Annotated in this window: 9 protein-coding genes and 1 pseudogene; all 10 read left to right on the top strand. The window is 33.6% G+C overall.

Translation table 11 applies throughout. The features are described from left to right. The first annotated feature begins 466 nt into the window (after nucleotides 1-466). The 10 genes and pseudogenes from lonB to EPK97_RS18340 all read left to right on the top strand — a co-directional run bounded on the left by lonB (nucleotide 467) and on the right by EPK97_RS18340 (nucleotide 13765). The gene (lonB, locus tag EPK97_RS18385; RefSeq protein WP_162038095.1) at nucleotides 467-2179 is read left to right on the top strand and encodes an ATP-dependent protease LonB; all 1713 of its coding nucleotides are present in this window, start codon (nucleotides 467-469) and stop codon (nucleotides 2177-2179) included. 150 nt (nucleotides 2180-2329) lie between these two features. Further along, nucleotides 2330-4654: an endopeptidase La gene (gene lon / locus EPK97_RS18380; protein ID WP_162038094.1), complete on the top strand. Its 2325-nt coding sequence runs from the start codon at nucleotides 2330-2332 to the stop codon at nucleotides 4652-4654. A 132-nt stretch (nucleotides 4655-4786) separates the two neighbouring features. After that, complete coding sequence (gene yihA, locus EPK97_RS18375; RefSeq protein ID WP_162038093.1) at nucleotides 4787-5377, top strand: ribosome biogenesis GTP-binding protein YihA/YsxC; 591 nt, start codon at nucleotides 4787-4789, stop codon at nucleotides 5375-5377. Between the two features lie 85 nt (nucleotides 5378-5462). Next, a pseudogene (locus tag EPK97_RS18370) lies at nucleotides 5463-8472 on the top strand (efflux RND transporter permease subunit). A 132-nt stretch (nucleotides 8473-8604) separates the two neighbouring features. Further along, nucleotides 8605-9177, top strand: a complete 573-nt coding sequence (locus EPK97_RS18365) for a TetR/AcrR family transcriptional regulator (RefSeq protein WP_162038092.1) — start codon at nucleotides 8605-8607, stop codon at nucleotides 9175-9177. 226 nt (nucleotides 9178-9403) lie between these two features. Beyond that, nucleotides 9404-9808, top strand: a complete 405-nt coding sequence (gene speD / locus EPK97_RS18360) for an adenosylmethionine decarboxylase (RefSeq protein ID WP_162038091.1) — start codon at nucleotides 9404-9406, stop codon at nucleotides 9806-9808. Nucleotides 9809-10113: 305 nt separating this feature from the next. Further along, nucleotides 10114-10638: a hypothetical protein gene (locus tag EPK97_RS18355; RefSeq protein ID WP_162038090.1), complete on the top strand. Its 525-nt coding sequence runs from the start codon at nucleotides 10114-10116 to the stop codon at nucleotides 10636-10638. Nucleotides 10639-10824: 186 nt separating this feature from the next. Then, nucleotides 10825-12207 carry a glutamyl-tRNA reductase gene (gene hemA, locus EPK97_RS18350; RefSeq protein ID WP_162038089.1) on the top strand — a complete coding sequence of 461 codons (1383 nt, stop codon included), beginning with the start codon at nucleotides 10825-10827 and terminating at the stop codon, nucleotides 12205-12207. A 25-nt stretch (nucleotides 12208-12232) separates the two neighbouring features. Beyond that, nucleotides 12233-13063, top strand: a complete 831-nt coding sequence (ccsA, locus tag EPK97_RS18345; protein WP_162038088.1) for a cytochrome c biogenesis protein CcsA — start codon at nucleotides 12233-12235, stop codon at nucleotides 13061-13063. Between the two features lie 6 nt (nucleotides 13064-13069). Next, a complete protein-coding gene (locus tag EPK97_RS18340) occupies nucleotides 13070-13765 on the top strand; it encodes an NAD(P)-dependent oxidoreductase (protein ID WP_162038087.1) in 696 nt (231 codons plus the stop codon). Nucleotide 13766 lies beyond the last annotated feature (1 nt).

Here is a 13766-nt window from a genome sequence, read left to right as displayed (position 1 = left end):
TACTTCTTATTTAGGAAATTTAGTACATCATCAAAAACTACTTCGAAAATATCCAACGCTCTACCTTTTGTAATATTTAATTCCCCATCTGACGTCCACATTTCCTCCCTCTAGCATGATCACATGTCCATCAGTTAAATTTTTTTAAAAATAGTTATGCAAAATAAGCAGGTTATGCCTGGAAACTTAAATTTTTCAATAACATTGTTGTTTACATCATTTAATTAAGCATCAACAATTTGTTTTACTATGTCATCATGTATATTTCAATACAAGGACGAAACCTCAAAGTGTCCACTTCCCTTTTCTTTTTATGTTTATACAATCATGACTTAAGAAAAATAAATAGGAGTCAAAGATAGTTTGTGAGGTGTTGTTGGAGTTTTAAAGGAAATTGCGTATGAAGTGACGTTAACCATGGTAATACTAGCTTGTAGTTAGAAGAAAAGGGGAGGTCGAACATAATATGAGTTTTATGGTCATTTTAATGATTATTCAAGGTTTTTTTGCTGTAGTTATTGGATTGTATTTTTGGAATCAATTACGAAGTCAGCAAAACAGTAAAACTGCAGTTGATAAAGAGTCTAAAAGAGAGATGGAAAAATTACATAAATTGAGATCCATACATTTAACTCAACCATTATCAGAAAAAGCTAGACCCGTTACCTTAGAAGATATCATAGGTCAGAAAGAAGGACTCCGTGCGTTAAAAGCAAGTTTATGTGGACCCAATCCACAGCACGTTATTATTTATGGTCCCCCAGGAGTAGGGAAAACAGCTGCTGCAAGGGTTGTGCTTGAGGAAGCAAAGAAAAGTATATTTTCTCCATTTTATAAAGAATCGAAGTTTACAGAAATTGATGCTACTATTGCTCGTTTTGATGAAAGAGGTATTGCTGATCCGTTAATTGGTTCTGTACATGATCCTATATATCAAGGAGCTGGTGCAATGGGGGTAGCGGGTATCCCGCAACCTAAACCTGGTGCTGTAACAAAAGCACATGGTGGGCTCCTTTTTATCGATGAAATTGGAGAATTGCATTCCGTTCAGATGAATAAATTATTAAAGGTGTTGGAAGATAGAAAAGTCTTTTTAGAAAGTTCGTACTATAGTGCAGACGATAAAAATATTCCTCAATTTATTCATGATATTTTTCAAAATGGACTGCCTGCTGATTTTAGATTGGTAGGGGCAACGACTAGAACACCGGAGGAAATTCCCCCGGCTATTAGATCTCGTTGTATAGAGGTGTTTTTTAAACCTCTTTTACCTAAAGAAACTGCTCAAATTGCAGTAAACGCGGTGGATAAGATTGGAATGCCCTATGAAGATAAAGCGATAGAAGTGATTAGTAAATATGCTACGAACGGCCGAGAGGCTGTAAATATTGTACAGATGGCAGCTGGGATTGCGATGACAGATCAGAGAAAGGAAATAACAGCAGAAGATATTGAGTGGGTGATTAATAGCAGTAATATTCAACCTCGTCCAGATAAAAAAATCCCGATTCAACCCAAAGTTGGTTTAGTGAATGGCCTTGCTGTATTTGGACCTAATATAGGGTGTTTATTGGAAATAGAAGCCACTGCTATACTGGCTAAAGTACCAGGTAAAGGAAAATTCACTATTACAGGTGTTGTAGATGAAGAGGAAATGGGTGGTGGGGGCAAAAAAATTCGTCGAAAAAGTATGGTTAAGAGTTCCTTGGAAAATGTACTTACGGTATTAAGGCAAGTAGGGATAAATGCTGATGACTTTGATATTCACATTAATTTTCCAGGAGGTGTTCCAATGGATGGACCATCAGCAGGAGTAACTATTGCTACTGCGATTGCATCTGCTGTGAATAAAATTCCTGTAGATAATAAAATTGCCATGACGGGTGAGGTGAGCATTCATGGGAAAGTGAAACCTGTTGGGGGAGTTGTAGCCAAAGTAGAAGCTGCGATTCAAGCAGGTGCAAAAAAAGTATTCATTCCAAAAGAAAATTGGCAAGATTCATTTTTTACCATAAAGGGAATTGAGGTTATTCCTATGGAAACGATTGATCAAGTGCTTAAATATTCAATCGGTATTGAATCTAACAAGCCATCTGATCAACAAAATATGGACAATGAAGGAATAGATGTTAAAGTGCTTCCAGTTTTTCAACCAGGTACATCTACACTAGAACAATAGCTTTACAAGTCACATAGAATGTATAATCTACAATTAAAAATGCTAATTTATTGAAAATATGGGCGGTATCAGTTAGAAATTGGTTTTTTAATTAAGCATTTGATAAAATAATATACAGCTAATAGGAGAGAATCTTTGGGGGTACTAGAGATGAGTCTAAATAAAACAAGAGAAGATCGCTTACCATTATTACCACTACGTGGATTACTTGTTTATCCAAGTATGGTTTTGCATCTTGATGTTGGTCGAGAAAAATCAGTTAAAGCCCTTGAAAGAGCGATGGTAGAAAATAACTTGATTCTGCTATGTTCTCAATCTGAGGTGAGTATTGAAGCACCAACTGAGGATGACATTTATAAAATTGGTACAAAAGCAAAAGTTAGACAAATGCTTAAGCTTCCTAATGGAACGATCAGGGTGCTAGTAGAAGCATTAAATCGATGTGAAATTGTAGAATATATTGATAATGATGAATTTTATGAAGTGAATGCCAAAGATTTATTCGATGTATTATCAGATAACTCAGAGAATAATGCATTGATGAGAAGTGTATTGAAACAGTTTGAGAATTATATCTCACTGTCAAAAAAGGTTACACCTGAAACGCTGGCATCTGTTTCTGATATTAATGAACCAGGTAGATTAGCAGATGTTATTTCCAGTCACTTGTCTTTAAAAATTAAAGATAAACAGCAGATCCTTGAAACGTTGGATGTTTACGAAAGACTGGAGAAAGTACTGAATATTTTAAATGATGAACGAGAAGTTCTTGAATTGGAAAAACAAATTAATAAACGTGTGAAAAAACAGATGGAGAAAACTCAGAAAGAATATTATTTACGAGAACAAATGAAAGCTATTCAAAAGGAATTGGGTGATAAGGAAGGTAGAGCAGGTGAAGTGGAAGAGCTTCGAGCTCAACTTGCTGAAATAGATGTGCCTGAAAAAATTAAAGAAAAAATTGAAAGAGAAATAGAGCGTTTGGAAAAAATGCCTTCCACTTCTGCTGAAGGTGGAGTGATTCGTAATTATATAGATTGGATGATTGCATTACCATGGAACAAACAAACTGAAGATGATTTAGACATTACACATGCTGAAAAAATCCTAGATGAAGACCACTATGGGCTTGAAAAACCAAAAGAGCGAGTACTGGAGTATTTAGCTGTACAGAAACTGGTCAAGAAAATTAAAGGACCTATACTTTGTTTAGTCGGTCCACCAGGAGTTGGGAAAACTTCTTTAGGGAAGTCCATCGCTAGAACATTAGGACGTGAATTTGTTCGTATCTCACTAGGTGGGGTGAGAGATGAGGCTGAGATTCGTGGACATAGACGAACCTATGTAGGTGCAATGCCAGGTCGGATTATACAAGGGTTGAAAAATGCAGGCACGAACAATCCCGTTTTTTTATTGGATGAAATCGATAAGATGTCAATGGATTTTCGTGGAGATCCTGGGTCAGCGCTGTTAGAAGTATTAGATCCTGAACAAAACAGCACTTTTAGTGATCATTTTATTGAACAACCATTTGATTTATCTAATGTTATGTTTATCACAACTGCGAATGCGGTTCATAATATCCCTCGTCCATTATTGGATCGTATGGAAATGTTATATATATCAGGTTATACAGAAAATGAAAAATTAGAAATTGCTAAGAAGTATTTGATTCCTAAACAAAAAAAGGAACATGGCTTAGCTGAAAACCAGTTAATAGTAGAAGATAATACGATATTATCGATTGTACAAGAGTATACACGTGAAGCAGGTGTAAGGAATCTAGAGCAGCAAGTTGCAGCACTTTGTCGCAAAGTAGTGAAGGAAGTTGTTTCTACTGATGTAAGTCATCAAATAACCATCACTTCTAAAGAAGTGGATAAATACCTTGGCCCGAGTAAGTATCGATATAGCTTAGCTGAGAAAGAAAATCAGATAGGAGCAGTTACTGGGTTGGCTTGGACAGAGGTGGGAGGAGATACTTTAACCATCGAAGTAACAGTCATGCCTGGAAATGGTAAGCTCACACTTACTGGTAAACTTGGAGATGTTATGAAGGAATCTGCTCAAGCAGCTTTCAGTTATACACGTTCTAAAGCTAAAGAATTAAATTTAGAGCCTGATTTTCATGATAAGTATGATATTCATATTCATATTCCAGAAGGTGCGATTCCAAAGGATGGACCTTCAGCAGGGATCACCATTGCTTCAGCTTTAATCTCAGCGTTATCAGACGTACCTGTTTCCAAAGAAGTAGCGATGACTGGAGAAATAACCTTAAGAGGGAGAGTTCTTCCAATTGGAGGGTTGAAGGAAAAGGCGTTAGCAGCTCATCGAGCAGGGATCAAAAAAGTACTATTTCCTGAAGAAAATGAAAAAGATCTTCAAGAATTGCCAGATGCGGTGAAAAAGGATATTAAATTTGTTCCTGTATCACATATGGACACTGTATTAGAACAAACATTAATACAGTAAAGAAAGCTTAATGATATACTATAAGTGATTACTCATTTTAAATGAGTGATCACTTATTCAGTTTTTTTGTTAATAGTAAGTAGGGGGAAAACTAGAAGAGGTTCATTAAATAGAAAGAGTAGGTACATTGATGTGAAAGTAAATCAGGCAGAATTTATTATTAGTGCAGTAGGACCAGATCAATATCCTGAAGATGGATTGCCAGAAATTGCACTTGCTGGTCGTTCTAATGTAGGGAAATCATCTTTAATTAATAAAATGATTAATCGAAAAAATTTAGCAAGAACAAGTTCTCAGCCAGGTAAAACACAAACTTTGAATTATTATCGCATTAATACAGATTTGTATTTTGTTGATCTTCCAGGTTATGGTTATGCTAAAGTTTCAAAGTCTCGAAGACAAGAATGGGGAGAAATGATCGAACGATATTTGTTAGAGAGAGAACAATTAAAAGCGGTTTTACAAATTATTGATCTTCGTCATCCACCTACTAAAGATGATATTGCCATGTATGAATGGTTAGTATATCAGCAAATTCCTCGCATAATCATTACTACAAAAGCTGATAAAATTTCAAAAAATAAAAGAAATAAACATTTAAAAGTAATAAAAGATACATTGAACCTTGAAAAAGAAGATCCAATCTTATTATTTTCATCTGAAGAAGGATTGGGGAAAGATGAATTATGGGGACTTATTCAAAACCAAATTACCAAATCATAATTGACATGTGATTTGGATAATTTTATAATAAAATGACTGACCAACCAGTCATTTTATTATAAAATTAGGTAGAGGGGCAAATATTATGAAATTTTTAACTCAATTTAGTTTAAAAAATCCAGCGGCAATCCTTATCATTTCTGTTTTGCTAGTTGGAGGGGGAATCTTATCTTTTTTATCTTTAAAATCAGATTTGCTTCCAGACATTGAATTTCCTGAATTATCGATTACAACAATATATCCTGGAGCATCATCTGAAGATGTGGATGTGTACGTAACACGTGCTTTAGAAGAACAATTAGATTCTTTATCCAGTTTAGAAAAAATGACAAGCCAATCTATGGAGAGTTTATCGCGCATACAATTAACTTTTCCAATTGGAACAGATATGGATCGAACCATTCAAAATGTAAATGAATTAATAAGGGAAATTCAACTTCCCGAAGAAGCAGTTACGAATGTTGACTTATTTTCATTTGGTTCTCTTCCCGTCGTAAACCTTGCATTATTTCCAAAAGAGGATGAAGACATTACGGGTTGGACACAGAATGTTCTTAAACCAGAGTTATTGAATGTGAATGGAGTAAAAAGCGTTGCCATATCAGCTGTTCCAAAGGAATTTTTAGAAGTTGTTGTGGATAAGAATTTAGCCAAAACACAAGGTATAAGTTTAAACCAAATTAAAGAAAAAATTCAAACCTCATTTTTTTCCTTCCCTGCAGGAACAATACAAAGTGATTCTGTCGTTGTACCAGTACGAATTGACCAGAAAATCGAGACCATGAATGATCTCAATCAAATTGAACTAACCTCTCCCATTACTCAAGAAACCATTTTATTAGGTGATATTGCAAATTTTGAAGAGGTACAAAAACAAGATGAGCTTTCGAGATATAACTTAAAAAGCAGCATATCGCTATTAATTAATAAAAAGAAGGACGCAAACACAGTTGAAGTGGCAGACCAATTTTTCAAAGTCATTGATAGCTATGCAGATAATATTGATTATGCTATCGTTTTTGATCAATCAAAAGAAATCAAATTATCCATCTCTGAATTAGTCAGCAAAGGGATATGGGGTGTTGTATTTGCATCTATTGCAGTTCTAATTTTTAAGAAATCTTAGGGCAACGATTATTGCTGTAGTTTCTATTCCTTTATCATTATTAGTTGGTGTGATTTTTTTGAAGTGGTTTAATTACACATTAAATACGATGAGTCTGGCAGGTTTAGCTGTTGCCGTTGGTCGTGTAGTTGATGATAGTATCATTGTTATTGAGAACATATATCGAAAGAAGAGACTTGAACCACAAAAAGATCGACTTCACCTAACCATTTCAGGAACTCGAGAGATGATTAGTCCAATTATTTCCTCAACATTAGCCTCGATTGTAGTTTTTATGCCATTGGGATTAGTTGGGGGAATTACAGGAGCATTTTTTATGCCATTTGCTGTAGCGGTAGTAGTTTCATTACTTGCCTCGTTAGTTGTTGCAATCACTTTAATTCCTGTGTTAGCTAATTATTCTTTTATTACTTTGAAAGAAAATAACAAAGAACCTTTTTACGTTCGCTGGTATGAGAAGTTATTAGAATTTGCATTAAATAAAAAGGTTTTTGTCATTACAACTTCACTACTTTTGTTAATCGGTTCATTATTATTTGTACCTAAACTCGGTTTTGTATTTTTGCCAAATGAGAAAGAAAAAATGTTAGTAGCAGAAATCAACTTGCCACCATCCTCTGTTATTGAAAGAACAAATGAAGTCTCTTTAGCTGTAGAAAGTAAACTAAAAGAGAATCAGGATAAATATCCAAATGTGTTTGTATCTATTGGGAATTATGACTACATAACGGGTACTAGTTTGGTGAATCGGGCTCAATATTATATTGAACTTGGAGAAAATATGGATGTAGATGATGCTATAAAAGATGTGAAAAAAATATTGGAAGATATCGTATTAACGAATGAGGAAAATTCTACGCTAAGTGTCCAAGAGTTACAAGCTGGGGGTCCACCTACACAAAACAATGTGGATGTGAATTTATTTTCTGATGATATTAATGAGCTTTTATCTGCTTCTAAGCAAATAGAAGAAATGATGATAAAGCGAAATGATGTTAAGTATGTAAAAAATAATATGAGTGAAAAACAGCAACAAATATCTGTGAATTTGCATGCAAGAAAGTTAAATGAATACGAATTATCTTCTTTTATGGTTTTGGCTGCAATTAATGATCAGACTCGTCTCGTTGATGTGGGAACGTATGAACTTGATGGACAAGAGCAAACCATAAAAATACAATACGATCAATCTGTATCAGGGATTGAAGAACTTGGTAAGATTACATTTTTCTCCTCGCGTGGTCCTGTGCAATTAATGGACATAGCAAATATAACAGAGGATGATGTAGTTACTTCTATACAAAAACTAGACGGACAAATCTATGCAAAAGTTTCTGCATTAGCTACAGGAAATAATATTTCTACTGCAACAAAAGAAGTTAAATCAGCTGTTGAGGAGATGAAGATTCCTGATGGAGTAACCGTAAAAGTTGGGGGAGGTAATGATGAAACAATGGAAGTACTCATCGATATAGTTGTAGCTATTGTCATTGCAATTGGATTAGTATATATCACTATGCTTGTGTTTTTTGGGAAAGCACGACTTCCATTTGTCATATTAACTTCAATTTTGTTTGTACCTATTGGAGCAATAGTTGGATTGTTTATATCAAAAGAATCGTTGTCTATGAGTGCTATGATTGGTTTTCTTATGTTAGTTGGTATTGTCGTTACAAATGCTATCGTTCTTGTTGACCGTATTAATCAAAACCGTTCTAATGGATTAACTATACGAGCATCTGTCATTGAGGCTGGAAAAACAAGAATACGTCCTATCCTGATGACTGCCTTAGCAACTATTGCTGCATTAATGCCTCTAGCTTTTACAACTCCTGGAGGGGGACTTATTTCTAAAGGTTTAGCTGTTGTTGTTATTGGAGGATTAACAACATCTACATTTTTTACTCTAGTATTTTTACCCATTATTTATGTTTTAGCCTTTTATAGAACATATAAACAAGAACAGTAAAAATTTAAAAATATCTTTTATCTCTATGAATATGTTATATTAAAAAAAGGATTGGCAGAGTGAGTCAATCCTTTTCATTTTAATTTCTTGTTTTTAAAGTGTTAGTTTTTTATTATGATACAAGGTGATTTTATGACAGCATACCCTTCAGAACAGAAAAGATATATGATTTTAGATTCAGCATTTTATTTATTCTCAACGAAAGGTTTTTACGAAACCAAGATATCTGAAATTGCTGAACATGCAGGTATAGCCAAAGGTACCGTTTATTTATATTTCTCAAGTAAAGAAGAACTGTTTAAGGAAATAACGAGAAGAAATTTTAGTCTATTTCTTGACGAGTTAACAGACGAGTTAAATAAAACAGATTCTTTTGAAAATGAGTTAACCATTATTGCCAAACATCATCTAACTTATTTTTATAGTATGAGAAATCATACTAGGATTTTTTTTCAAGGGTTAAATAGTGACCCAGAGTTTATGCAATTAATGTTTGAGCATATTGAAAATTATGTAAACTTAGTTTCAGATGTACTAGATATAGAATCAATACTGGAACCAAAATTACATGCAAAAGCGTTTATTGGTATTCTCGAAAATTATAAAATGGATATTTTGTTCACAAATGACTTTACAATGGAAGATCTAGGGCAAAGAGTTAATTTTGCAGTAAAGCTATTTGTGAGTGGTTATAAGCATAAATAGTGAGCAACCTCTGTTAAATTTTTTCATTTTAAAAAAAATTGAAAAAAAGTATTGCAATTCTGCCCAATAGATGTTATTTTTAGATTCGTTGAAATTCTCAAAATAGGAACCAGGATTCACTCAGACAATGAAACGATGGTAATAATGTTACCCTCGGGAAGTGAATGACGTAGGTCCTAGCGGATGAAATTCAAATTATTTTATTCCTAGGAAGGAGGACCGGAAGATGGAATACTCAACTTTCGGAAGACACGTTGTTATAGATACTTGGGGAGTAGAAGTAGAATTATTAAATAATGTTGAATTTTTAAAAGAACATATGGTACAAGCGGCTGAAGAGTGTGGTGCGACTGTATTATCTGTACAGGAAAAGAAATTTGATCCTCAAGGGGTAACAATCTTAGTCATGTTATCAGAAAGTCACATCTCCATTCACACCTATCCTGAAAAACAATTTGCTGCAATAGATTGTTATACTTGTGGAGTAACGGTTGATCCTGAAAAAGCCATCAATTATTTGGTCTCTAAATTAAATCCTGAGCAGGTACACTCTAAAAAGATTATTCGAGGTCTGGGAGAATTAGGTGTAGAGACTCCAAACATAAAAAATGCACAAGCTACGACTTGTTAAGTATTAAATATATAAAGCAATGATATGAATAATAACCATGGATGAATCCATGGTTATTTGTTTTACCCAACCCCCATAAACATCAATATAGAGGTTGTTTAAAAAGTCCCCTTCCCATCACGAAGTAATTCATAGAAGAAACTCAACTTTGAATCTTGTATAAACCCTTGAAGTCCAGTGCTCATGTAGCAGTATCTACACTCCGCGCTTCCTTCTTACGGGTTCATACAACCTTCTTGGTGCTGGAAACGAAACTTTTTAAACCTTTATTTTAGAAGGGTTGTTTAAAATGGGGGGAGAATTATATGCGGAATAGACAGATGTTGATATTTATTATTATTGTACTTATAGTTGCTTGGCCGATTTATCAATTGGTTGATTTGTATTTTGCAAAAAAAAGTGAGAAAGACAGTAATATATTGTTGTATCAAGTTTCATTATTTCAAATTGAACTGTTAAATAACTTAATTTATGATTCGATGAATGCAAGTAATACTGAGCAGTTAAACGCACTTAAACAATTTGCTTACACTTCAGATTATTCTCATCAGCATTTAGTTCTTGCTTATGGTGATACTAAGTTAACTAACGTACATAGCTTTTTAGATATTATGCAATATATTATCCGTTTGCAGCTTGGAGGGGATCGTATATTGAAACCAGAAGAGGTTGCGGTTTTTCAAGAGTTGAATAAAGCTTTCGTTGAAATTGTTGAAGTATATGAGACTTTACTTTCAGAAGATGGAAAAATCATTTCTTCACAAAATGACAAGTTGATGCAATTAGATGAAGCAGTATCAGGATATTTAAGAAAAATATTGTTAGAGTAAACTGTTATTGGTCATAATAAAATAAAAGCCCTTATGGAAGAAGCTAATCGGTTTGGCTACACTGTAGTAGTTTACTTTTATTTGTTTTAATTTGTTCAATTTTTCATATGTTTTTTAAGATGTAGGATGTCTAAATATGTTATAATAATGGAGTTATGTAATTATTTAATGAAGGCAGGTGAGCACATGCACATTGTAGTAGTTGGATTAAACTATCGTACAGCCCCAGTAGATATCAGAGAAAAGTTCGCAATATCTGAGGAACAGACTCCCATTGCTTTAAGGATGTTGAAAAACACAAAAAGCATACTGGAATGTGTTATGGTAGCAACTTGCAATCGGACAGAGATTTATGCTGTAGTAGACCGTTTACATTTGTGCGGTCATTATATTAGAAGCTTTATGCAAAATTGGTTCGGAGTTTCTCGAGAAGAATTTGCTAAACATTTATATGTTTACGAAGACGAAGGTGCTATAGAGCATTTGTTCAAAGTAACGAGTGGATTAGACTCTATGATCATAGGTGAAACCCAAATATTGGGACAAGTGAAGGATGCGTTTTTATTAGCACAATCAGAGAAAACTACAGGAACATTGTTCAATCATTTATTTAAACAAGGGATCACGATGGCAAAAAGAGCTCATTCTGAAACAACAATTGGTGAGAATGCTGTCTCCGTAAGTTATGCAGCAGTGGAATTAGGAAAACAAATCTTCGGTGATTTCCGTAATAAAACAGTGATGATTATCGGAGCAGGTAAAATGAGTGAATTAACAGTTAAACATCTTCATGCAAATGGTGCAAAAAAAGTAATTGTTGTAAATCGAACCATTTCAAAAGCTAGAAAACTAGCTGAGCAGTTTAATGGAATCGCTTGTTCTTTTGATGGTTATCATAAATATATTTCTGAAACAAATATTATTATTAGTTCCACAGGGTCATCTGAATTAATTTTAACTAAGGGTCAAGTTGAAAACTTGATGAAAACTCGAAAAACATCAAGTCCATTATTTATGATAGATATTGCTGTTCCACGTGATTTAGACCCTGATATCATGGATATTCCTAATGTGTTTTTGTATGATATTGATGATTTGGAAGGCATCGTACAAAATAACGTGGAACAAAGAAAACAAGAAGCAGAAAAAATTGAAAAAATGATTACACAAGAAATCGTAGCCTTCGAAAATTGGTACAATACGTTAGGTCTTGGTCCGGTTATTCAAGCCCTGCAAGAGAAGGCAGCAGATATTCATGCAGAAACGATGGAAAGTTTATTGAACAAACTACCTGATTTAGATGATCGTGAGATCAAAATCATTCGTAAGTTATCTAAAAGCATTGCAAATCAGGTTCTTCACGATCCCATTCAACGTATTAAAGAGATGGCTGGTGATCGCAAAGGAGATGCGGCAATTCAATTGTTTTCTCATCTATTTGCCTTAGAGGAGAAACTTGAAGAAAACAAAGAAATCGTAAGACTAAATCATCTCGAAGAGAAAAAACAAACTGAAGAAAAAGCAAAACTATTGCTTTTACACAAGCATAAACTAGCAGCTCGACCTTAGGCAAGAATGAATCTAGGAGGCTGCCATGGAATCAAAAACTTTTGTATATGATATTATTATTTATTTGTATACCCTGAGCCTGTTATTTTCATTCTCTGATACCATTCATAAAAATCGGAGAGCGAAATGGATAGGGACAGGGTTGCTTATTATCGTTTGGATTTTGCAATCCAATTTTTTTATATTAAGAATGATAGACAATTCATATTTTCCAATTTTAACGATGTTTGAAACTTTATTTTTTTTCTCTTGGATCGTTGTAACCATATCATTGATGCTCAACTTTATATTGAAACATGATTTATTCGTATTTGCAGTAAATGTTACCGCCTTTACTATCATGGCATTAAGTTTTTTTAGTGATTCTTCAGCTATACCAACATTACATAGCTGGGAGATTCATGATGAGTTGTTATTTATTCATATTTCTCTCGCGATAAGCAGTTATGCTTTTTTTTTAATTTCATTTATTTTGTCATGTTTGTATCTTTTGCTTTTTCATATGTTGAAAAAAAAGAAATGGTTTAATTATTTAAAGAAGTTACCAAGCCTCGAAAAAATCGATAAGTTTGCGTTTTATTCTGTTATTATTGGATTGCCATTATTGTTATTATCTATTATATTAAGCTTGATTTGGATGGTGTTAACCAATCATTTGTCATATTTAGTGGATTTAAAAGTAATTAATTCATTATTAGTATTAGTAGCTTATATCTTTTATTTATTTAAAAAGTTAAAAAAGCATACTTTAGGAAATATATTAGCTTTTTGGAATGTAATCGCGTTTGTATTGTTATTAATTAATTTTATAATCTCAAACTATTTATCTGATTTTCATATATGGATTTGGATGTGAAGACCTGTGTATGATGTTATGCCAATTATGATCAATGTGAAACATAAAAAATGTATTGTTGTTGGTGGGGGGAAAGTAGCAGAGCGAAAAATCAACTCACTAATGGAAGCAATGGCTAGTATTTTGGTGATTAGTCCCAAAGTAACGAGTCAGATCAAATATTGGCAAAGAGAAGGGAAACTGCAAATATGTAAAAAAAACTATGATATATCTGAAGTTGGAACACCCTATTTGATGATTGCTGCAACAGACCAAAATCAAGTTAATTTACAGGTTTATGAAGATGCGAAAAAACAAAATATATTCGTGAGTATTGTAGATTGTCCAGACTGTAGTGATTTTATTTTTCCCGCTAGCTTTAAAAGAGGGAAATTACAAATTGCGGTTTCTACTTCTGGTGCTAGTCCCTCTGTTGCAAGATCGATCAAAAAAGAATTAGAAAATAAGTATGGGAATGAATATGAAATTTACCTCGATTTTTTAAGTGAGTTTCGTTTATTTGTAAAAACAAAAATCAATGACTCTCATCAAAGGCAAGCAATATCCAGGGGTATCATGGAACTAGATATACTTCGTTTCATACGTGAGGGGCAATTTCATAGTTTTCAGAAGGAATTATATAAAAATTTAGAGGATCCTGACTATATATATAAAGAAAATTGGATCGATCGTTATTTAGAGGATAAGGATAAAGGAGTATAAT

It is taken from the genome of Chengkuizengella sediminis, assembly GCF_010078385.1.
Classification (GTDB): domain Bacteria; phylum Bacillota; class Bacilli; order Paenibacillales; family KCTC-33759; genus Chengkuizengella; species Chengkuizengella sediminis.
The sequence above is the reverse complement of the archived record's forward strand: the minus strand, read 5'-3'. Positions and strand labels throughout refer to the sequence as shown.

Excerpts from the sequence above, each read along its gene's own strand:
- EPK97_RS18365 (WP_162038092.1), top strand. The coding sequence starts at position 8,605 with ATGACAGCATACCCTTCAGAACAGAAAAGATATATGATTTTAGATTCA.
- ccsA (WP_162038088.1), top strand. The coding sequence starts at position 12,233 with ATGGAATCAAAAACTTTTGTATATGATATTATTATTTATTTGTATACC.
- hemA (WP_162038089.1), top strand. The coding sequence starts at position 10,825 with ATGCACATTGTAGTAGTTGGATTAAACTATCGTACAGCCCCAGTAGAT.
- EPK97_RS18355 (WP_162038090.1), top strand. The coding sequence starts at position 10,114 with ATGCGGAATAGACAGATGTTGATATTTATTATTATTGTACTTATAGTT.
- lonB (WP_162038095.1), top strand. The coding sequence starts at position 467 with ATGAGTTTTATGGTCATTTTAATGATTATTCAAGGTTTTTTTGCTGTA.
- lon (WP_162038094.1), top strand. The coding sequence starts at position 2,330 with ATGAGTCTAAATAAAACAAGAGAAGATCGCTTACCATTATTACCACTA.
- speD (WP_162038091.1), top strand. The coding sequence starts at position 9,404 with ATGGAATACTCAACTTTCGGAAGACACGTTGTTATAGATACTTGGGGA.